The 19,365-nt window shown below is 61.4% G+C and carries 22 protein-coding genes and 1 tRNA gene; 6 read left to right on the forward strand and 17 right to left on the reverse strand.

Going from position 1 to position 19,365, the window contains the following annotated elements; all coding sequences use genetic code 11:
• Positions 1-100: 100 nt before the first annotated feature.
• Together tig and JL39_RS13800 are read right to left on the reverse strand one after the other, a co-directional pair.
• Complete coding sequence (gene tig, locus JL39_RS13795) at positions 101-1,594, reverse strand: trigger factor (protein ID WP_037151358.1); 1,494 nt, start codon at positions 1,592-1,594, stop codon at positions 101-103.
• Positions 1,595-1,753: 159 nt separating this feature from the next.
• Positions 1,754-1,838, reverse strand: a tRNA-Leu gene (locus tag JL39_RS13800).
• A 720-nt stretch (positions 1,839-2,558) separates the two neighbouring features.
• On the opposite strand from JL39_RS13800, the gene JL39_RS31005 reads away from it, so the two are divergent.
• The 3 genes from JL39_RS31005 (at position 2,559) to trmFO (ending at position 4,683) form a co-directional block, all read left to right on the forward strand.
• Positions 2,559-2,705, forward strand: a complete 147-nt coding sequence (locus tag JL39_RS31005; RefSeq protein ID WP_081952842.1) for a DUF1127 domain-containing protein — start codon at positions 2,559-2,561, stop codon at positions 2,703-2,705.
• Between the two features lie 260 nt (positions 2,706-2,965).
• A complete protein-coding gene (locus JL39_RS31010; RefSeq protein ID WP_081952840.1) occupies positions 2,966-3,109 on the forward strand; it encodes a DUF1127 domain-containing protein in 144 nt (47 codons plus the stop codon).
• Positions 3,110-3,273: 164 nt separating this feature from the next.
• The gene (gene trmFO / locus JL39_RS13805) at positions 3,274-4,683 is read left to right on the forward strand and encodes a methylenetetrahydrofolate--tRNA-(uracil(54)-C(5))-methyltransferase (FADH(2)-oxidizing) TrmFO (RefSeq protein WP_037151360.1); all 1,410 of its coding nucleotides are present in this window, start codon (positions 3,274-3,276) and stop codon (positions 4,681-4,683) included.
• On the opposite strand, the gene JL39_RS13810 is transcribed toward trmFO, so the two are convergent.
• From JL39_RS13810 to yajC, 4 genes are all read right to left on the reverse strand, one after another.
• Positions 4,661-5,128 carry a hypothetical protein gene (locus JL39_RS13810; RefSeq protein ID WP_052182865.1) on the reverse strand — a complete coding sequence of 156 codons (468 nt, stop codon included), beginning with the start codon at positions 5,126-5,128 and terminating at the stop codon, positions 4,661-4,663. The two genes, trmFO and JL39_RS13810, sit on opposite strands and share 23 nt — an antisense overlap.
• Before the next feature lie 117 nt (positions 5,129-5,245).
• Positions 5,246-6,100 carry a phytoene/squalene synthase family protein gene (locus tag JL39_RS13815; RefSeq protein WP_037151362.1) on the reverse strand — a complete coding sequence of 285 codons (855 nt, stop codon included), beginning with the start codon at positions 6,098-6,100 and terminating at the stop codon, positions 5,246-5,248.
• 1 nt (position 6,101) lies between these two features.
• Positions 6,102-6,488, reverse strand: a complete 387-nt coding sequence (locus JL39_RS13820) for an Mth938-like domain-containing protein (RefSeq protein ID WP_037151364.1) — start codon at positions 6,486-6,488, stop codon at positions 6,102-6,104.
• Between the two features lie 92 nt (positions 6,489-6,580).
• Entirely contained in the window at positions 6,581-6,928 is a 348-nt protein-coding gene (gene yajC, locus JL39_RS13825; protein ID WP_037151367.1) for a preprotein translocase subunit YajC, read from the reverse strand.
• A gap of 197 nt (positions 6,929-7,125) precedes the next feature.
• Between yajC and JL39_RS13830 the strand changes: the two genes are divergently transcribed.
• The 3 genes from JL39_RS13830 to JL39_RS13840 all read left to right on the forward strand — a co-directional run bounded on the left by JL39_RS13830 (position 7,126) and on the right by JL39_RS13840 (position 9,157).
• Positions 7,126-7,998 (forward strand): ATP-binding protein, encoded by an 873-nt coding sequence (locus JL39_RS13830; protein WP_037151369.1) that lies wholly within the window; start codon positions 7,126-7,128, stop codon positions 7,996-7,998.
• A 250-nt stretch (positions 7,999-8,248) separates the two neighbouring features.
• Positions 8,249-8,833 (forward strand): TetR family transcriptional regulator, encoded by a 585-nt coding sequence (locus tag JL39_RS13835; protein ID WP_037151370.1) that lies wholly within the window; start codon positions 8,249-8,251, stop codon positions 8,831-8,833.
• Positions 8,834-8,869: 36 nt separating this feature from the next.
• Positions 8,870-9,157 (forward strand): hypothetical protein, encoded by a 288-nt coding sequence (locus tag JL39_RS13840; protein ID WP_037151372.1) that lies wholly within the window; start codon positions 8,870-8,872, stop codon positions 9,155-9,157.
• A gap of 86 nt (positions 9,158-9,243) precedes the next feature.
• Here the strand turns inward: JL39_RS13840 and JL39_RS13845 are convergent, their stop codons facing one another.
• The 11 genes from JL39_RS13845 to nagZ form a co-directional block, all read right to left on the reverse strand.
• A complete protein-coding gene (locus JL39_RS13845; protein WP_037151374.1) occupies positions 9,244-10,821 on the reverse strand; it encodes a peptidoglycan DD-metalloendopeptidase family protein in 1,578 nt (525 codons plus the stop codon).
• Positions 10,822-10,980: 159 nt separating this feature from the next.
• A complete protein-coding gene (locus JL39_RS13850) occupies positions 10,981-11,634 on the reverse strand; it encodes a protein-L-isoaspartate(D-aspartate) O-methyltransferase (RefSeq protein WP_037151377.1) in 654 nt (217 codons plus the stop codon).
• The gene (gene surE, locus JL39_RS13855) at positions 11,631-12,401 is read right to left on the reverse strand and encodes a 5'/3'-nucleotidase SurE (protein WP_037151380.1); all 771 of its coding nucleotides are present in this window, start codon (positions 12,399-12,401) and stop codon (positions 11,631-11,633) included. The genes JL39_RS13850 and surE overlap by 4 nt, the downstream gene beginning before the upstream one ends.
• Positions 12,401-13,681 (reverse strand): serine--tRNA ligase, encoded by a 1,281-nt coding sequence (gene serS / locus JL39_RS13860; protein ID WP_037151383.1) that lies wholly within the window; start codon positions 13,679-13,681, stop codon positions 12,401-12,403. Before serS ends, surE begins: the two co-directional genes overlap by 1 nt.
• 51 nt (positions 13,682-13,732) lie before the next feature.
• The gene (tatC, locus tag JL39_RS13865; RefSeq protein WP_037151386.1) at positions 13,733-14,557 is read right to left on the reverse strand and encodes a twin-arginine translocase subunit TatC; all 825 of its coding nucleotides are present in this window, start codon (positions 14,555-14,557) and stop codon (positions 13,733-13,735) included.
• Positions 14,554-15,258 (reverse strand): Sec-independent protein translocase protein TatB, encoded by a 705-nt coding sequence (tatB, locus tag JL39_RS13870; protein WP_037151389.1) that lies wholly within the window; start codon positions 15,256-15,258, stop codon positions 14,554-14,556. Before tatB ends, tatC begins: the two co-directional genes overlap by 4 nt.
• Positions 15,259-15,291: 33 nt before the next feature.
• Positions 15,292-15,504 (reverse strand): twin-arginine translocase TatA/TatE family subunit, encoded by a 213-nt coding sequence (locus tag JL39_RS13875; protein ID WP_037151391.1) that lies wholly within the window; start codon positions 15,502-15,504, stop codon positions 15,292-15,294.
• A 40-nt stretch (positions 15,505-15,544) separates the two neighbouring features.
• On the reverse strand, positions 15,545-16,645 hold the full coding sequence (locus JL39_RS13880; protein ID WP_037151393.1) for an ABC transporter ATP-binding protein: 1,101 nt from the start codon (positions 16,643-16,645) through the stop codon (positions 15,545-15,547).
• 50 nt (positions 16,646-16,695) lie between these two features.
• On the reverse strand, positions 16,696-17,388 hold the full coding sequence (gene scpB / locus JL39_RS13885; protein ID WP_227705119.1) for an SMC-Scp complex subunit ScpB: 693 nt from the start codon (positions 17,386-17,388) through the stop codon (positions 16,696-16,698).
• 20 nt (positions 17,389-17,408) lie between these two features.
• The gene (locus tag JL39_RS13890; RefSeq protein ID WP_152601130.1) at positions 17,409-18,254 is read right to left on the reverse strand and encodes a ScpA family protein; all 846 of its coding nucleotides are present in this window, start codon (positions 18,252-18,254) and stop codon (positions 17,409-17,411) included.
• 18 nt (positions 18,255-18,272) lie between these two features.
• Positions 18,273-19,289 (reverse strand): beta-N-acetylhexosaminidase, encoded by a 1,017-nt coding sequence (gene nagZ, locus JL39_RS13895; RefSeq protein ID WP_037151399.1) that lies wholly within the window; start codon positions 19,287-19,289, stop codon positions 18,273-18,275.
• Between the last annotated feature and the right edge of the window lie 76 nt (positions 19,290-19,365).

Here is a 19,365-nt window from a genome sequence, read left to right on the forward strand (position 1 = left end):
CCGGCCAAACGGTGCTCTCGCACCACGCGCCATGCCTGGCGCACCAACAAAAAAGCCGGATCGTCTCCGACCCGGCTTTTCTATCTCTTGTCTGCGAAATTTATTCGGCGCTGTCTTCAGCGGCCTTCTTCTTCGGCGCAGCCTTCTTCTTCGGAGCGGCAGCTTCCTCGCCTTCGGCCGCATCAGCAGCCTCGGCCTTGGCGGCGGCCTTCTTCGGAGCGGCCTTCTTCTTGGCCGGCTTCGCGGCGGTTTCGCCTTCCTCGTCTTCGGCGAGCAGTTCTTCCTTGGTCACCGTCTTGTCAGTGACGTTGATTTCGGAGAGCAGCTTGTCGACGACCTTTTCTTCAAAGATCGGCGCACGCAGCGAGGCGGAAGCGCCAGGCGTCTTGCGGAAGAAGTCGAGGATTTCCTTCTGCTGGCCCGGGAACTGCTGGAGCTGAGCATAAAGGGCGCGCTGCATTTCCTCCTCGGTCACCTCGACACCGGCCTTTTCGCCGATCTCGGAGAGAACGAGGCCGAGACGAACGCGGCGTTCGGCGAGCTTGCGGTATTCGGCGCGGGCGTCTTCCTCGGTCGTGCCTTCATCCTCGAAGGTCTTGCCGGACTGCGAGAGATCGGTGTTGATCTGGCGCCAGATGTTTTCGAATTCCGCATCGACCAGGCTCTGCGGGGTGTCGAACTGATACATCTCGTCGAGCTGGTCGAGAATCTGGCGCTTCACCTTCTGGCGGGTGACGCTGCCATACTGGCTTTCGATCTGGCCGCGGACGATCTCCTTCAGGCGATCGACGGATTCGATGCCGAGCTTCGTGGCGAGCTCATCGTTGATCTCGATGGCGGCCGGGGCTGCAACGTCCTTGACGGTAATGTCGAAGGTCGCTTCCTTGCCGGCGAGATTTGCCGCCGGATAATCGGCCGGGAAGGTCACGGTGATCTGCTTCTCGTCGCCGGCCTTGACGCCAACCAGCTGATCTTCGAAGCCCGGGATGAAGCGGCCGGAGCCAAGAACCAGTTCGGCATCCTCGGCAGCGCCGCCGTCGAAGGCTTCGCCGTCGACCTTGCCGAGATAGTCCATGGTGACGCGGTCGCCTTCGGCAGCCTTGCCCTTCTTGCTCTCGTAGGTGCGGGCGCTTTCGGCGACCTTCTCGATCTGCTCGTTGACCTCGTCTTCGGTGACTTCGACGACTTCACGCACGACGGAGAGACCGCTGGTCGGCTTCAGCTCGATCTGCGGGATGACCTCGTAGGAGACCGTGAATTCGAAATCGGTCTGAGCGTTCAGGATCTTCTCGGCTTCGGCCTCATCCTCGGTCATCGTGACCGACGGCTGGGTAGCGGACTTTTCGCCGCGATCGGAGAGGATCTGGGTCGGGCGTTCGTTGACGATCTCCCTGACTAGGTCGGCCATGATCGACTTGCCGTACATCTTCTTCAGATGCCCGACCGGAACCTTGCCCGGACGGAAACCATTGATGCGGACCTTGTCCTTGGCGTCGGCGAGGCGCTGGTTGAGCTGCGCTTCCATATCCCGCTTCGGGATAACGACCTTGATTTCGCGCTTCAGCCCTTCAGCGAGCGTTTCGGTAACCTGCATTTTTAAACCTTCATATCGTGGCGGCGGTGCCCAAATATCTGGCGTCTACAGCCGTAGTTTCAGTGAGCACATCGCCGGAACTTCAAAGAGACCAGCCGCGGCTTTGCGGAGCGCATGTCGTCCAGCCGAAAGCGGCTCCGACCGCACTCCCGGCGGTTCTGGTGCGGGTAGAGAGACTTGAACTCCCACGCCTTGCGGCACCAGAACCTAAATCTGGCGTGTCTACCAATTTCACCATACCCGCGCCCCAACCGCGTCGAAAATCCTCGTGGCCAGAGGCCTTCCGGAGCGCGCGTCTCTATATCACCCGTTTCAGCCCACGCAAAGGAAAAATGACGCTTTTTTGGCGCTTCCGGAAAAGCCGGGTTCCTGCAGCGGAAGCAGGCCGAAACCGGCTTGAGGAAGATCAATAACTTTTTATTAAATTCGAATATGCATACTTAGAGTCGCGAGCAATGGAAGCCATGCATCAGTCGCATGCCATCCATTCGAATATTGCACTGCACAATGACAGCGCAGTCTCATAGTATGCAGATACAGAGATTGATTGGAACGGATTTCGATCTCTCTGGCTCGGGCGGTCTGGCACCCGCCCGGAAGAAAGAAGTGCCCTCGGGATTGAACCCGTGACAGGAATTCGGGCCACGCACTCCTCCTCCCAGCGTAAGCCCGATGGGACTGGCGATCCTCCTCCTCCCAAATCGCCGGTCATTACAAATGACGCCCACCGGACCTCCTCCCCCGGTGGGCGTTATTTTTCTGCCCCGCAGCATAGAGCCTTGCAAACTTGCCTATGAATTACCCAGGAAGCCGCTTGGTTAATCGTTTCGTAATGCGCAGGGCGCATAGGTGGCATACCTAATGAGCGCTGTTTCTTTTTGCGGCGCAACATATATTAGCGGTCATGAGATCGAAGTCAGCGCCGAAGGGGCTGCTGGCAAGGACCCGAGAAAAGGACATGACCATGAACATCGCACAGAAGATCAGCAGCTGGCGCAAGTACCGCGAAACCGTCAACGAACTCGGCCGCATGAGCGACCGTGAACTCAGCGACCTCGGCATCGGCCGCGCCGACATCCGCCGCGTCGCTCGGACCGCAGTCGGCTTCTAAGCCGCTCGACATATTCGCGTCAGCGACCTTTGGAAAGCGCCTTCTCCGGGAGGCGCTTTTCGTTTGTGCCCCGAAATTTTACGCCTCAAGCACCTGCCCACTTTTCAAGCTTAGCCGGAAAATTCATCAACCCCCTGCACATTTGCATGGCAGTCGCATATTTTTTGCACTGCACTTTCTTATTATGCGGTTGTATAAGACGGTCATCGCTGATGCCGAGACAGAGCGTCAGGACAAAGATGAAATTCGAGGAAACAACCATGAACCCGATCCGCATCGCTAAGAACTGGATCAGCTACCGCCGCACGATGAACGAGCTTGGCAATCTTTCCAACCAGGCGCTCAACGACATCGGTCTGACCCGTTACGACATCCGCCACATCGCGGCCCGCTCCTTCCGTTAATCCGCTTCTCGCAGGCGGGCCCGCGCGGTATCAAGCCGCTGCGACGAGAGGAATAAGTCCGGGAGAACATCCAAGGACGTATCAAAGGCACCTTCTGAGGTGCCTTTTTGATTCCGGCCCATTTTTGATTCCGGTCAAGCAAATGGCGTGATATTGAGCCGGCCATGAACACGAATTCTTTCTCCCCCATTCATGTCGTTGGCGGCGGCCTAGCCGGTTCCGAAGCCGCCTGGCAGATTGCATCGGCCGGTATCCCCGTCATTCTCCACGAAATGCGCGGCGTGCGCGGCACGGACGCCCACAAGACGGATGGACTGGCCGAGCTTGTCTGTTCGAATTCCTTCCGGTCGGACGATGCAACGTCCAACGCGGTCGGCGTCATCCACGCGGAAATGCGGCTCGCCGGTTCGCTGATCATGGCCTCGGCCGACAGGAACCAGGTGCCGGCCGGCGGCGCACTTGCCGTCGACCGCGACGGTTTTTCGGAAGCCGTCACCGAAGCAATCGAAAAGCACCCGCTGATCACCATCGTGCGCGAGGAAATCCAGGGCCTGCCGCCCCGAGAATGGGATCTCGCGATCATCGCGACCGGTCCCCTCACCTCGCCGGCCCTCGCCGCGGCGATCCAGAGCGAGACCGGCGAGGATCAGCTCGCCTTCTTCGACGCGATCGCGCCGATCGTGCATCGCGATTCGATCGACATGGACATCTGCTGGTATCAGTCGCGCTATGACAAGATCGGCCCCGGCGGCACCGGCAAGGATTACATCAACGGCCCGATGGACGAAGCTCAGTACAACGCTTTCGTCGATGCGCTGATCGCCGCCGATACCGTCGGCTTCAAGGAATGGGAGGGCACACCCTATTTCGACGGCTGCCTGCCGATCGAGGTGATGGCGGAGCGCGGCCGCGAAACCCTCAGGCACGGGCCGATGAAGCCGATGGGCCTTACCAATGCCCACAATCCGACGGTCAAGCCCTATGCAGTCGTTCAGCTCCGCCAGGACAATGCGCTCGGCACGCTTTACAATATGGTCGGTTTCCAGACGAAGCTGAAATACGGCGCGCAGGTCGACGTCTTTCGCCTGATTCCCGGTCTGCAGAACGCAGAATTCGCGCGTCTCGGCGGCCTGCACCGCAACACTTACATCCATTCGCCGGTGTTGCTCGACAGGACGCTGACGCTGAAGAGCCGGCCGGGCCTGCGTTTTGCGGGCCAGATCACCGGCTGCGAAGGTTATGTGGAAAGTGCCGCGATCGGGCTGCTCGCCGGCCGTTTCGCTGCCGCCGAACGCAAGGGTGAACCGCTTGTTGCCCCACCGGTCACAACCGCTTTCGGTTCTCTGCTCGGCCATATCACCGGCGGGCACCTGGTTTCGGAGGACGAACCGGGCAAACGCTCCTTCCAACCGATGAATATCAATTTCGGGCTGTTCCCCGAACTGGAGCCGGGTTCGATCGTCAGGCCGGAAGGCGTCAAGCGCTTCCGCGGCAAGGACAAGACGATCGTGAAGCGGCAATTGCTCTCCGCCCGCGCGCTCAGGGACTGCGCTAGCTGGCTCGGTCGGGAGTGACGTCTTCGGCCGGGGCCTCCGCCTCGGCCGGCGCCTCCGCAATCTCATCGATCTCGCGATCCGTGACGCTGACGTAGTTGTCGAGCAGCCAGAGGGAGACTTCGGCTGCCTCCTTCTCTGTCGGGAAGACGAAGGTTCCGTTCTGGGTGGGCGCATCAAGGAATTCTACGCTGAAACCTTTGGCGTCCGGAAGGGGCGTGACACGCACACGTCCCGGCTCGATCAGATGGCAGGCGTAGTGGTTGCGTCGGCTGCGCATGAAGCCGGCCTTGTTGTCGTGCAGACGCACGAAGATCGCCTCACCATCCGCCGTGACATGCAGGCTACGGATCGCTTCATTGGGAAAGGCACGGCCGAATTCCAGGATCGCCAGACCGGTATCGTGACGATTGCCTTCGGTGCGCTCCCCGCTGACGAGGCGGGTCACATAATAGGCAAGCCCCATCAGGAGCACGAAGATGATCAACCAGACGATGATGGGGCTCACATCGCTCTCCTTTGATGGGCCTACCTTTGCCTATATCTCCTTTAGCCGGCGAGGCTTGTGCGAATTTGGTGTCCGTCAGAAGCGGCGGCTGACCGCTGCTTTCAAAAGGCGGAGCTGACGCCGCCATTGTGGAGATTGCAGGGGCGTATCGAGCACGGCAGCACCCGCCCGCACGGCCTGGCGCAGAACAGGTTCGGCAAGCGCCACCGGCAGGAAAGCCGGCAACACGGAGGCCGGAACGGCGCCTGCCTTTCGCGCCCTGGCCAAATGTTCGAGCCCCAGCCCCGCGAAAGCCTCGACGGCGGCCGAGATACGTGGCTTGTCTTCGCCGTCCAGGAACATGTCGCGGTCCAGTCCAGTCGCCGAGAGAATATCGAGCGGCAGGTAGAGCTGGCGGCGGCGGCGATGGATCGGCATCAGCAGCAGGAAGCCTGCAATCGCCTGCGCCACACCGGCATGGCCGGCCGCGTCGGCCGAACGGGCGGCATCGTCGGCGCTGAGGATCAGGCTCGCGAGCTGGATCAGCGCCGAAGCCGTCTCACCGGCATATCCTTCAAGCGCGAGCCTGTCGGTCAGCGGGTCGTCGTAGAGATCGAAGATACGCGCTTCGATCATATCGACGAAGGTCTGGCGCGGCAGACGGTACTTCTCGATTGCGCCGAGCAATTCGACGGCCACCGGATTGCCGCCGCTGTCGCCCTGGGCATTGCCTTCCAGAAGGTCGCGCCACCATTGCAGGCGGATCTCGCCCGGCAGCGGTTCCCGCACCACGTCGCGCACGCGAGCAATCTCGGCATTGAATGCATAGAGCGCGGCGAGTGCGCCGCGCTTGTCTTCCGGCGAGAGGAGGCAGGCAAGATAGCGGTCACGATCCGTCTCGCGGAGCATGGCGAGGCAGGGATCGGAGGCCTGTTTCAGACTTTCAGCCATATCAGACTGCAATCAGCGCAGCCGCCACGGCGCGCGATTCGGCCAGCATGATATTGAAGGTGCGGACAGCGGCCCCCGTGCTCATGGGATCGGACGCGATGCCCCTCTCTTTCAGCGCGGCTTTCAGATCGGCGGGGATCGGCTTCAAATTCTGGCCGGAGCCCACCAGCAGGACTTCGATTTCGCCGGATTCGGCAAGCACCTTGGAAAAGGCCTCAACCGTCAGCGGATCGCCCTCCTTCATATCCCAGCCATAGATGCCGGACGGCAAGCAGAGCAATGAGCCGCGATGCGACATATCGGCAAAACGAAACCCGCCGTTGCCATAAGCATCGATCGGAGCGCGACCGGGAAAATGGGCTTCGCGAATTTCGATGCCTTTCGCCATGGTCGAAAGCTTTCTTGAGAAAGTTTCGGGCCGGACGATCCGGCCCTCGGGAAGTTCAACAGATTTGCGGCAACCGCGTTCCGATTGTCCGATCAGGCTTCGGTCTTGACCGGCTCGCCCTTGACGCGGACTTCCGCAATATAGGCGCGCATGGCACGGATCTTCACACCGTCGGCGATTTCGACTTCCAGTTCGGCGTCGTCAATGACCTTCGTGACCTTGCCGGTAATACCGCCACCGAGCACGACCTGATCGCCGCGGCGGATGTTGGAAAGCGTCTCGGCACGCTTCTTCTGCTGGGCGCGCTGCGGCCGGATCAGGAAGAAGTACCAGACCACCATCAGCGGCGCGAAGAGGAAAAGCATTTCAAGGCCGGAGCCGAATGCCGAGCCTCCGGGTGCGGCGCCTTCGGCCTGGGCGAATGCTTCGGTAATGAACATCAACAACTCCTAAGATTACCGGAGACGTCGAAGCCCCCGTTTCAAGCCGCCGGAATATAGTTGTGATAGACTGGAATGCAACAGAAACACGCCTTTCCCGTACCAAATCCACGGCTCTCAGGCTTTTGATCCACAAACGAGCGTGTTACCGCACCGGAAAACGGCTCCGAGCGGGTCGACAGGACCGGAGAAACACCATGAGCGACGATTTCAACACCTTGATCCTGGCCGAGGTCCGCAGGCTGGCGGATGCGCTGGAGCGACTTGCCGGCCCGCCGCCCGCGGTCAACGACTGGAATGCAGCCGAGTGCTTCGTGTGGGTGCCGGCGAACCAGCGCCTCCAACCGGTCCCGCGTCCGAACCGCGTGGCGCTGAAACTGATCCGCGGCGTGGACCACGTGCGCGATATCCTGCACGAGAACACCCTGCGCTTCGCCGAAGGTTTCCCGGCCAACAACGTGCTTCTCTGGGGCGCGCGCGGCATGGGCAAATCCTCCCTCGTCAAGGCGGTCCACGAAGACGTGCGGGCAGCGACCGGCATTTCGCTGAAGCTCGTCGAGGTGCATCGTGAGGATATCTCCTCGCTGCCGGACCTCCTCGATATCCTGAAAACCTCCGGACATCGGGTCATCGTCTTCTGCGACGACCTGTCCTTCGACCATGACGACACGGCCTACAAGTCGCTCAAAGCGGCGCTCGACGGCGGCATCGAAGGCCGCCCCGACAACGTGCTCTTCTACGCCACGTCCAACCGGCGCCATCTCCTGCCGCGCAACATGATCGAGAACGAGCAGTCGACAGCGATCAACCCTTCCGAAGCCGTCGAGGAAAAGGTGTCGCTTTCCGATCGATTCGGGCTCTGGCTCGGCTTCCACAAATGCAGCCAGGACGATTATCTGACGATGATCGACGGCTATGCCGACCATTTCGATCTCGGCCTCGACCGCGAAACGCTGCACACGCAGGCACTTGAATGGGCGACGACGCGCGGGGGCCGCTCCGGCCGCGTCGCCTGGCAATATATCCAGGATCTCGCCGGCCGGCTCAGGAAGTCCCTGAACCGGAACTAAGCCGGGATTTCCACAGTTCGCCAAGACGGGAGAGCTCCTGCCAAGCGGGAAACCCTCTCCGGTCATTGCCGACCGCTTCGTCGATCGCCGATGCTCCAAGCCGTTCGGACGGTCTTTCCATATGCGGCTTGACTCCATTAGGTCAATCGTCCTAAATCGCCTAGGACAATTGACCTATAGCACTCACGGCAGCTCTCTCAGCGATGCGGGGCCGAAGTGAGTCAATGGATGCCGGAGGAGAACGGGCAGCATGAGCGCAGCGGATACACGCCAGCAGATTGTCGACGCTGCCGACCGGCTCTTCTACGAGCAGGGTTTCGAAGCCACGTCGTTTGCAGACATCGCGTCGGCCGTGAACCTCTCGCGCGGCAATTTCTATTATCATTTCAAGACGAAGGACGAAATCCTCGGCGCCGTGATCGCCCTGCGGCTGGCCAATACGCGGCAGATGCTCGAGACATGGAAGGCCGAGGGCAGAGAGCCGGCGGACCGCATCCGCTCATTCATCCACATCCTGATCATGAACCGGGTGAAGATCATGGCTTACGGCTGCCCGGTCGGCACGCTCTGCAGTGAACTCGCCAAGCTCGACCATATCGCCAAGGAAGAGGCGGCCAAGCTCTTCATCCTGTTCCGCGATTGGCTGGCGCGCCAGTTCGCCGCTTTCGGTCGGGAAAAAGATGCCGAAGCGCTTGCCATGCACATCCTCATGCGGAGCCAGGGGGTTGCGTCGCTCGCAACGGCTTTCCACGACGAGAGCTTCATCCGGCGCGAAGTCGACGGCATGTGCGACTGGCTGGAGGCACTGCGCCCAGACGAAACCGTTCAATCTTAAACCACATGAAACCATCAAGCCTGAAAGGGGCTCAGCATGTTCATCGTCACGCTCAAATTTTCCGATAGCAAAGCGAAAGCTCCGCAATTCATGGAGGGCCACAATGACTGGATCAGACGCGGCTTCGAGGATGGTATTTTCCTGTTGACCGGAGGCCTCCAGCCAAGCCTGGGAGGAGCGATCCTTGCGCACCGGATATCACGCAGCGAACTCGACGCAAGGGTTCTGGACGACCCGTTTGTGGCTGAGGGTATCGTGAGCGCTGAAATTCTCGAAATCGCACCGGGCCGCACCGACGAGCGGCTGGCTTTCCTGAAGGCATGAACGACCGCCTGCGGCTTCACGCTTTCAAGACGAAAAAAAGCCCGGCACTGCCGGGCTTTTCTTCATCCCCCTTGAGACGCACTACTCTATTCAAGGTAGGTGACAGGGTTGACCGGGGTAGCGTCCTTGCGCACTTCGAAATGGACCTGCGGTCGCTTGGCGTCGCCGCTCATGCCGGAGGCGGCGATCGTCTGGCCGCGGGTGACCTTCTGACCGCGGGCGACGTTGATGCTGCCGGCATGGCCATAGACCGTGACCTTGCCATCGTCGTGGCGAACGAGAACCGTGTTGCCGAGCTGTTTCAGGCCGTTGCCGGCATAGATGACGACGCCGTTCTCCGCAGCTTTGATCGGCGTGCCTTCCGGTACCGAGATGTCGATGCCGTCATTGCGGTTGCCGTCGACATTCTGGCCGTAACCGGCGATGACTGCGCCATTGACCGGCCAGCGATACTTGCCGATGCCGGTGGACTGGGGAGCCACGGCGGCGACGTCCGCCTTCTTCTCGACCTCGGAAACGGAAGCCGTTTCGACTGGCGGCTTTGCAGCAGCCGGAGCGGATGCCTGGACAACCGGGGCGACGGCGGGAGCCGCAGGCTTCGGCTGAGCGACGGGCTTTTCCACCGGTTGCTGCGGAATGGACGCCGTCTTTAGCGTATCGGCGGAGCGGGCAGGTGCACCCTTCGCCACCTTCAGCGTCTGGCCGACACGAATATTTCCGGTCGTCAGGTTATTGACCGCCTTGAGCTGGTCGACCGACGTGCCGGTCTCGCGAGCGATTTTTGTAAGGGTGTCGCCCGGCTTGACCGTGTAGGTATCGCCAAGCGGCTTGCCGCCCGCAGGAGGCGTCAGCTTGGCGGGCTCGGCAAGCGCCTTGTCCCGTGACGGCGTCGGCAGAACGGCAACCTTCTGTTCAGGTTCACGCGCGGGGGCAGGAGCCTTGTTCCGCAAGTCGATATCGCCGGCTGCGGTCTTGGCGGAGTTGCGAGCCGTTCCGAACGTCGGGATGATGACGGCCTGGCCCGGAGCGATCGACCCGCCATTCGCCTTCAGGATTTCCTTTTCCGGCACACCATAGCGCCCGGAGAGCGTCGAGACGGTTTCACCGGGCCTCAATGTCACTCTTGGCGCATTGACGGTGGACCAACCCGACATGGGCTTCACGGTGCCGGTCGTGAGGTTGTCCGTTTTCGAGGCAGCCGCAGACGGAGCAGCCAGCCTCGGCGCGCTCGACCGATCACCCGGGAACGGCTGTGCCAGCGCTTCCTGACGGTTCACAGGATCGCGGACGGCGGACGGAGCGGAAAGCTCGGAACGCTGGACGGAAACAGGAGCAGAGGCGACGCGGGCAGGAGAAGAGTAACCGCCGGAATTACCCGGATAGGGTTGAGCCATCGCAGCGCCACGCGAACCATAATCGTTCTGCGGGATCGGCGCCAGGTTCTGGCCGGAACCAAGGTCGGCCTGCGGTGTCGGCGCTTGACCATAGGCCCCTCCCCCCTGGCGCTGCGGAATGGACGCCGTCGTGATATTGTCGGAATTCGAGAAGAGGCCCGAGAAGCGTGTCGCATCCGAGCTGCACCCTGTCGCGGCGCTGGCGAGAAGCACTGCCACGGTAAGCTTGACAGTGGATTTTCCGATTTTCGGAGAACTCTTGAAACGCATGACTCGACCTACAGATACGCAACCATCGTGTAGGTGATTAAAACCCGTTAGTCTTACCGTCGGGTTAAAGCCCGCGTCCTGCTCCAAGATTTTTGTCAAATTGATAACCATGACTCCCGGAAGGCTTCCCCGTCACGGCAAACATGGCTGTCTTTGGCATCAAAGCGCCGCCGCGATATGCGGCACGATCGGCAGATAAGGGACGGTAAAGAGGTCTTCCCGCTCGAATCGGCTGCCGGTCTTGGTCAGCCTCAGCATCATGCAGGTGTCGTCATCGATCATCAGCGGCGCAATCATCGAACCGCCGTGGGTCAATTGCTCCGCATAGAATCGCGGCAGCGATGGAAAGGCGGCGGTGACGAATATGCGGTCGAAGGTCCCCTCGCCGGGCATGCCGTTACTGCCGTCTGCCTGGCGCACCACGACATTGCGCAGCCCCAGTGCATCCATGCGGCCCTGGGCGGCGGCCACCAGCGTGCGGTAACGTTCGACAGTCAGCACCCGCTCGGCAATACGCGCCATGACCGCAGCGGTGAAGCCGCTACCCGTGCCGATTTCGAGCACGCGATGGCCGGGCTTCACCTGCAGGCGGTGGAGCAGCCGAACCGCCAGATCGGCTCCCTCCATGAAGGAACCGCAGTCGATCGGCACTGTCCGGCTGGAATAGGCTTCGTCTGCGAACGGAGCCGGGACGAATTGCGAGCGAGGCGTCTGCTCAACGGCCGTCAGAAGGTCCAGGTCGGAAATACCTTCCGACCGAAGGCGCAGCACGAGCGCCGCAAATCCTTCTTTTTCGACCATGCCCGATTTCAATCGGTCGCTCCGAATCCCAATGCTTCTGCCAGTCGATCCTGAACCGAATGATCGGTCAGGTCCAGTTTCAGCGGCGTCACGGAAATCTTGTTTTCCTTCAGCGCCTGAATATCGGTTCCGTCGCGGAAGTGTCCCTTCCGGTCGCCGAAGCGCAGCCAGTAATAAGGCAGGCCGCGTCCGTCCTGACGGGCATCGATCGTCAGGCCGAAATCGAGCTTGCCCTGGGACGTTACCTCGACACCTTGGACATCCTTCGGCTCGCAGTTCGGAAAGTTGAGGTTGAGGAACGTGCCGTCAGGCAATTCCACATCGGCGAGCTTGCGGATGAGATCGGGCGCATAAAACTCGGCCACGTCCCAAGGAGCAAAACGGCCGTTGTCCCGGCGTACGGCCTGGCTGAGTGCGAGCGAACGGACACCCTGCAAGGTACCTTCGATCGCGCCCGCGATCGTGCCCGAATAGGTGACGTCATCTGCCATGTTGGAACCGTCATTGACGCCCGAAAGCACGAGATCCGGTTTTTCCGGCAGAATTTCGCGGATGCCCATGATCACGCAATCCGTCGGCGTGCCCCGCAGCGCAAAATGCTTTTCGCCAACTTTTCGGAGCCTGAGCGGTTCGGACAGTGTCAGCGAATGGGCAAGGCCGCTCTGGTCGGTCTCCGGTGCAACGATCCAGACGTCGTCCGAAAGCTGCCTTGCGATGCGCTCCAGCACCGCCAGGCCTTCGGCATGGATGCCGTCGTCGTTCGTCAGCAGGATCCGCATCAGGCGCGCTCGATCTTCTTGATTCCGCCCATATACGGCAAAAGAGCGTCCGGAATTGTGACGGAACCATCCTCGTTCAGGTAGTTTTCCATGACTGCGATCAGGCAACGGCCGACAGCGACACCCGAACCGTTCAGCGTATGGACGAATTTCAGGTTCTTGTCGTCCTTCACCCGGTAACGGGCATTCATGCGGCGCGCCTGGAAATCGCCGCAGACGGAGCAGGACGAGATTTCGCGATAGGTGTCCTGGCCCGGCAGCCACACTTCGATGTCGTAGGTCTTGCGCGCGCCGAACCCCATGTCGCCGGTGCAAAGCGTCACGGTGCGGAAATGCAGGCCGAGACGTTTCAGGACATTCTCGGCGCATTCGGTCATCCGCTCATGCTCGGCGATCGAGCTTTCGGCATCGGTGATCGAAACGAGCTCGCATTTCCAGAACTGGTGCTGGCGCAGCATGCCGCGCGTGTCGCGGCCGGCCGAACCCGCTTCCGAACGGAAAGACGGCGTGAGCGCGGTGAAGCGCAGCGGCAGCTTCTCCTGCTCCAGCACTTCGCCGGAAACGAGGTTGGTGAGCGTCACCTCGGCGGTTGGTATCAGCCAGCGGCCGTCAGTCGTGCGGAACAGGTCCTCGGCGAATTTCGGCAGCTGGCCGGTGCCGTACATGGCTTCGTCGCGCACCATCAGCGGCGAGGAGACCTCCGTATAGCCATGCTCGGTCGTGTGCATGTCGAGCATGAACTGGCCGAGTGCGCGTTCGAGCTTGGCGAGCTGGCCGGTCAGCACCGTGAAACGGGCGCCGGAGAGTTTTGCGGCGCGCTCGAAATCCATGAGCCCGAGCGCTTCGCCGATCTCGAAATGCTCCTTTGCGGCATGGTTCCAGCGCGGCTTCTCGCCGACGAGGTGCTTGACCACGTTGTCGTGCTCGTCCTTGCCGACCGGCACGTCATCGAGCGGAATGTTCGGGACACGCGACAGGGCATCATCGAGGGCGGCGATGGCGGCGCGCTCCTCCTGCTCGGCAGCCGGCATCGTATCCTTGATCTCGGCGACCTCGGCCTTCAGCTTTTCGGCAAGCTCGGTGTTCTTCTGTGCCATGGCCGCGCCGATCTCCTTGGAGGCGGCGTTGCGGCGGGACTGCATGTCCTGAAGCGTCTGGATGACGGAGCGGCGCTTGTCGTCCAGCGCCAAAAGAGTTGCCGCCATGGGCTCGGCGCCGCGCTTCTTCAGCGCTTCATCGAGAGCCCCTTCGTTTTCACGGATCCACTTGATATCGAGCATCGTCCCTTGCCTTCAAAGCGAAACGCCGCGTGCCCGGCGAGAGACGGAAGCTCAAGCCTTTTCCGTCTCGGCAACGTTCGAAGAAGCCTGCTCCTGAAGAGCATCTTCAGCACGTTTGCGCTCCACGAGTCGTGCGGCGTAGATGGAAATCTCGTAGAGAAGGATGGTCGGCAGCGCAAGGCCGATCTGGGACATCGGATCGGGCGGGGTGAGTACCGCAGCGACCACAAAGGCGATGACGATCGCGAACTTGCGTTTTTGCCTTAGCCAATCGCTCGTCAACAGACCGACACGGGCAAGCAGCGTGGTGACGACCGGAAGCTGGAAAACCAACCCGAAGGAAAGTACCAGCGTCATGATCAGGCTGAGATATTCCGACACGCGCGGCAGGAGCGAGATGCCGATCTCGCCTTCGCTCGGCGCCTGCTGCATGGCCAGGAAGAACCACATGACCATGGGCGTGAAGAAGAAGTAGACGAGCGCGCCGCCCATCAGGAACAGGATCGGCGAAGCAATCAGAAAAGGCAGGAAGGCCCGTCGCTCGTTCTTGTAGAGACCGGGAGCGACGAACTTGTAGAGCTGTGAAGCAATGACGGGAAAAGCGATCACCAGCGCACCGAACATCGCCACCTTCACCTGAGTGAAGAAGAATTCCTGCGGCGCGGTGTAGATCAGTTCCGACTTCGCGAGGTCGAGTCCGGCCCAGACGACCGCCCATTTGTATGGGATGACCAGCAGGTTGAAGAGCTGCTTGGCAAAGTAGAAGCAGACCACGAAGGCAATGAAAAATGCGCCGATCGACCAGATCAGCCGGGTGCGCAGCTCCATCAGGTGCTCGATGAGTGGCTGCGGCTTGTCTTCGTAATCACCGCTCATGCGTCGCCCTTCTGGGTATCGGTCTTTTTCGGTGCACGCTTGCGGACCGATGTCTTCGCGGCCGCCTCTTCCGTGGCCTGAGTAACCGGCGCTTGAGTGATCGGCGCGGACTTCGCCGAGCGGCTGCGTTTCGGTTTTTCAATCGCAGCCGCCGCCGGAGCCGAGACATCGGCAGCGGACTTCGCTTTGGCCACGGTCTTGCGCCCAGCCTTCGGCTTTTCGGCGATGGCGGCAGGCGCCACGGCCTCCGGCGCGGCCGGAACGGGCGTCAGCGGCTGGCTTGTCGCGGGCGCCGGCGCCGATGATGGCTCGCCTGCCGGCACGGCTTCACCAGCGGAGGAGCCCTCAACGGCCTGCTGTGCCTCGGTATCGACCTTGGCCGCGGCAGAATCCGTCACCTGCGTCGCCTTCTGCAGATCGGCCTTGATCTCCTGCCCCATCTGCCGGAGCGGATTGATCGCGTCGCGCAGGGCATTCGTCGGATTCAGACGCTGTGCGTCCGAGATTGTCTTGCGGACATCGTCAAGTTCCGATTCCCGCAAGGCCTCATCGAACTGCGTCCGGAATTCGCCAGCCATCTTGCGCAGGTTGGCCGTCATCTTGCCGAACGCCCTCAACATGGGCGGCAAGTCTTTCGGACCAACAACGACGATCAAGACAATCGCGATGACGAGTAGCTCGGTCCAGCCGATATCAAGCATGCTAATGAGGCTCCTGAAACCCTAAACCCGATCTTAGGACCGGCCGGTTTCCTTGACCTCGTCAGGCTTGTGATCGACGGTCTTCGCTGTCGTCGCGTCCGGGGCGTCTTCGTCAGTCATGCCCTTCTTGAAGCTCTTGATGCCTTTTGCGACGTCGCCCATCAGCTCCGGAATCTTGCCGCGCCCAAAGAGGACGAGCACGATGACCAGAACGATCAGCCAATGCCACACACTGAAAGAACCCATAGTTCAACTCCATTAGATCTGTTTAATCGATGTAAGCTCTTTATGATGCTTTTTCAAACACCAAAATATCCTCGATAAGTACCGTTATCGAGACGTCATTGACCCCGGTCGGCAAGCGGTCTGCGCGGATGCGCGCGCGGATCGGTTCCTCGATGCCGGGAACCGCAAGCGTGAGGAATTCCACCACCCCCAGAAACCGCCTTGAAAGGACACGTGCCGGGATCGCCCCACCCACCGGCACCACATCGACGTCGGACAGGCGGACGGCAACGGAGACCTCTCTGCCCTCACCGATGTCACCGGCGGATACGTTTCCGAGCGGCGTTGCCACCCTACCGTTCCTGACCACGCCCTCGAACTCATTGATTTCCGAGAAGAAACCAGCGGAAAACAGGCTGGAAGGCCGACGATAGAGATCATCCGGCGTACCCACCTGCACCAATCGGCCATCCTTCAGAAGCGCGATCCGATCGGCCATCCGCATCGCCTCTTCGGCGTCATGCGTGACGACGATCGCGGTCGCGCGGCTCTCCTTCAGGATCGTCAGCGTATCGGCACGTATGGCATCCTTTAACCTGGAATCGAGGCCGGAAAAGGGCTCATCCATCAAAAGCACGCCCGGTCGTGGAGCAAGCGCACGGGCAAGCGCGACGCGTTGCTGCTCGCCACCGGAGAGCGCATGGGGGTATTTTTCCGCATAGTGCGACAAGCCGACGCGCCGCAAAGCCGCCCCGGCCTCCGCAATCGCCTCCCTGGCTGTAAGCGCCGTCAGGCCGAAGCGGATATTCTCCAGAACCGTCATATGCGGAAAGAGCGCAAAATCCTGGAACATCAGCCCGACGCCCCGCTTTTCCGGCGGAAGAAACACGTCCGGGCCGGCCACTTCCCGACCGTCGATGGTAACCCGGCCATGGCTCTGCGCCTCGAGGCCGGCGGCAATCCTGAGCAGCGTCGTCTTGCCCGAACCGGAGGGACCGAGCAGGCACAGGACCTCGCCGGGCTCAGCCGTCAGCGAAATGCCGCGGATCGTCTCCTTGCCGTGATAGGCATGGCGGATGTCTTCAAAGGTCAACCGCGAGGCAAACGTGACGCTGACTTTCTGTCTGGTCTCCTTGGTGGCCGACTGTGCCGATTTCATCATATTCCTGCCCGCTCGCACCCGCCAAGCCGGGCCTTCAAAGAAATCCGACGCTATTCCTCCGCTTCACCGCCCGGTGTCAAGAGGCCGAGCTCTTCAAGGTCGAGTTGCGTAATCGGGTCCTCATCCTCCGCAAGCTCCTCAACATCCTGCGGGATCGGAATCGCAAAGCCCGGCGGGATGCGGCCGGACAAGAGGCCCGCACCCTTCAATTCTTCGAGACCGGGAAGGTCGCGCAGTTCTTCCAGGCCGAAATGATCGAGGAAGTCCGTCGTCGTACCGAGCGTCACCGGTCGGCCCGGAGTACGGCGACGACCACGGAAACGCACCCAGCCCGCCTCCATCAGCACGTCGAGCGTTCCTCTCGAAGTCTGCACGCCGCGGATTTCCTCGATCTCGGCGCGTGTCACAGGCTGGTGATAGGCGATGATCGCGAGCACTTCGAGCGCTGCACGCGACAGTTTCTTCGCCTCGTTTTCGTCCTTGCGGATGACGAAGGAGAGATCGGCCGCCGTGCGGAAGGCCCAGCGGTCGCCCGTCCTGATGAGATTGACGCCGCGCGGCGCATAAGCGTCCGCCAGCCGCCGCATCACGCCCCCGATATCCGTGCCGCGCGGCAAGCGTTCGGCGAGAAAGGCTTCCGAAACCGGCTCAGCGGAGGCGAAGACCAGTGCTTCCGCGATCCGCTCGACATCCGTCAACGGAAGATATTCGGGCTCGGCCCCTTCCGCCACCGCAACCGGCAGATCTTCGTCCTCTTCGGGCGTCAATCGGCGTCTCCCGTGACAGACTGCGGTATAGGCCGCCTGCCGGACGCCTGCCCCTTGCGCAGATAGATCGGTTGGAAAGCGCCCTCCTGGCGGATTTCGAGCTTGCCCTCACGCACCAGTTCCAGCGAAGCGGCGAAGGCACTGGCTGTCGCAGTCACCCGGTCCTCCGGCGGAAGGTAAGGCAGGAGATAGTGCTGCAGCGCCATCCAGTCGGCGACCTCCCCGAGCATGCGGGTGAGCAGTTCGCGGGCATCGACCAACGACCAGACCTTGCGCCTCTCGATCGTGACCTGCGTGACCGCGTTGCGCTGCCGGAGGTTCGCGTAAGCCGACAACAGATCGTAGAGCGACGCGTCGTAGGCGGACTGGACGCGCTGCGGGATATGTTCGGGCGCGCCGCGGGCGAAAACATCGCGGCCAAGCCGGTTGCGGTTGATGAGGCGGGTCGCGGCTTCCCGCATCGCCTCCAGGCGCTTCAGGCGAAAGGCGAGCGTCGCCGCCATTTCCTCGCCGCTCGGGCCATCGTCGCCCTTGGCCTGCTGCGGAATGAGAAGCTTGGACTTGAGGTAGGCAAGCCAGGCCGCCATGACGAGATAATCGGCGGCAAGCTCGATGCGTACCCTCCGGACGCTTTCGATGAACTGCAGATATTGTTCGGCCAGCGCCAGGACGGAAATACGGGAAAGATCGACCTTCTGGTTGCGGGCAAGATGCAAAAGCAGGTCAAGCGGGCCTTCGAAACCACCGACATCTATCACCAGGGCCGGCTCGTCCGTCGCCCTTTCGACGCCCTGCCAGAGCTTGTCCATCGGAATGGCATTCTGCGATGTAATCATAGCCATTCCCCTATCCCTTCCGCCTCAGGAGGTGGCGAGCAATCCATGAAACTCTGCCCGGATCACGTCCTCGTCGGCGCCGTCGCCCGGTCCGAAGGCCGCCTCCACCGCCTTTGTGCGCCTCAGCGCCTCGCCGGCAAGCGGGATCGCCTCTTTTACCACCGCCTTCATTTCCTCCATGACGCCGTTGCAATGCAAGACGATATCGCAGCCACCCCCAACTATCCTCGCGGCACGCTCGCCGATCGTGCCTTTCAAGGCGTTCATCGACGTGTCGTCGGACATCAGGAGGCCGTCGAAGCCGATATGGCCGCGAATGATCTCCTCGATCACCTTGCCGGAAATCGTGGCCGGTTCGCTCGGGTCGATCGCCGTGAAGACGATATGGGCGCTCATCGCCATCAGTTCGTCCTTCATCGCAATGAAAGGCAGGAAATCGTGCGCTTCAAGCTCGGCACGCGAGGCGGTGACGACCGGAAGCTCATGATGAGAATCCGCCATGCCGCGGCCGTGGCCAGGCATATGTTTCATGACCGGCAGCATGCCGCCGGCCTTCAGCCCTTCGGCCGCCGCCTTGCCCATCTCGGCCACCGCCTGGGGATCATAGCCGTAGGCGCGGTCGCCGATGACGTTGCTCGCCCCTTCGACCGGTACATCGAGAACCGGCAGGCAGTCGACATTGATCCCGAATTTCATGAGATCGAAGGCATGCAGGCGCGACATCAGCCAGGCTGCGCGCAGGCCGTTGTCACGATCCTGCCGGTAGAGTTCGCCGAGTACGGCGGCGGACGGATAACGTTCGATCATCGGCGGGCGGATACGCTGCACGCGGCCGCCCTCCTGATCGATCAGCACCGGCGCATCCGGCCGGCCGACGCTGTCGCGCATCGCCGCCACGAGATCGGTGATCTGTGCCGGCTCGATGCAATTGCGAGCGAAGAGGATGAAGCCCCAAGGCCGCTCGTCCCTGTAAAGCGCGATTTCGTCCGGAGTGAGGGTCGGGCCGCTCGAGCCCAGGATCATTGCTTTTGATTCGCTCATGGTCCGATCTTAGATGATTGGCTTGAAACGAAAAACGGGGCGCTGGACGCCCCGTTCGATCTCTTTCAATGGCAGG

Source organism: Rhizobium sp. YS-1r (assembly GCF_000757525.1).
Classification (GTDB): Bacteria; Pseudomonadota; Alphaproteobacteria; order Rhizobiales; family Rhizobiaceae; genus Neorhizobium; species Neorhizobium petrolearium.

Coding starts and splice junctions, on each gene's coding strand:
- tig (WP_037151358.1), bottom strand. CDS start 1,594: ATGCAGGTTACCGAAACGCTCGCTGAAGGGCTGAAGCGCGAAATCAAG.
- JL39_RS31005 (WP_081952842.1), top strand. CDS start 2,559: ATGAACATCGCACAGAAGATCAGCAGCTGGCGCAAGTACCGCGAAACC.
- JL39_RS31010 (WP_081952840.1), top strand. CDS start 2,966: ATGAACCCGATCCGCATCGCTAAGAACTGGATCAGCTACCGCCGCACG.
- trmFO (WP_037151360.1), top strand. CDS start 3,274: ATGAACACGAATTCTTTCTCCCCCATTCATGTCGTTGGCGGCGGCCTA.
- JL39_RS13810 (WP_052182865.1), bottom strand. CDS start 5,128: ATGGGGCTTGCCTATTATGTGACCCGCCTCGTCAGCGGGGAGCGCACC.
- JL39_RS13815 (WP_037151362.1), bottom strand. CDS start 6,100: ATGGCTGAAAGTCTGAAACAGGCCTCCGATCCCTGCCTCGCCATGCTC.
- JL39_RS13820 (WP_037151364.1), bottom strand. CDS start 6,488: ATGGCGAAAGGCATCGAAATTCGCGAAGCCCATTTTCCCGGTCGCGCT.
- yajC (WP_037151367.1), bottom strand. CDS start 6,928: ATGTTCATTACCGAAGCATTCGCCCAGGCCGAAGGCGCCGCACCCGGA.
- JL39_RS13830 (WP_037151369.1), top strand. CDS start 7,126: ATGAGCGACGATTTCAACACCTTGATCCTGGCCGAGGTCCGCAGGCTG.
- JL39_RS13835 (WP_037151370.1), top strand. CDS start 8,249: ATGAGCGCAGCGGATACACGCCAGCAGATTGTCGACGCTGCCGACCGG.
- JL39_RS13840 (WP_037151372.1), top strand. CDS start 8,870: ATGTTCATCGTCACGCTCAAATTTTCCGATAGCAAAGCGAAAGCTCCG.
- JL39_RS13845 (WP_037151374.1), bottom strand. CDS start 10,821: ATGCGTTTCAAGAGTTCTCCGAAAATCGGAAAATCCACTGTCAAGCTT.
- surE (WP_037151380.1), bottom strand. CDS start 12,401: ATGCGGATCCTGCTGACGAACGACGACGGCATCCATGCCGAAGGCCTG.
- serS (WP_037151383.1), bottom strand. CDS start 13,681: ATGCTCGATATCAAGTGGATCCGTGAAAACGAAGGGGCTCTCGATGAA.
- tatC (WP_037151386.1), bottom strand. CDS start 14,557: ATGAGCGGTGATTACGAAGACAAGCCGCAGCCACTCATCGAGCACCTG.
- tatB (WP_037151389.1), bottom strand. CDS start 15,258: ATGCTTGATATCGGCTGGACCGAGCTACTCGTCATCGCGATTGTCTTG.
- JL39_RS13875 (WP_037151391.1), bottom strand. CDS start 15,504: ATGGGTTCTTTCAGTGTGTGGCATTGGCTGATCGTTCTGGTCATCGTG.
- JL39_RS13880 (WP_037151393.1), bottom strand. CDS start 16,645: ATGATGAAATCGGCACAGTCGGCCACCAAGGAGACCAGACAGAAAGTC.
- JL39_RS13890 (WP_152601130.1), bottom strand. CDS start 18,254: ATGGCTATGATTACATCGCAGAATGCCATTCCGATGGACAAGCTCTGG.
- nagZ (WP_037151399.1), bottom strand. CDS start 19,289: ATGAGCGAATCAAAAGCAATGATCCTGGGCTCGAGCGGCCCGACCCTC.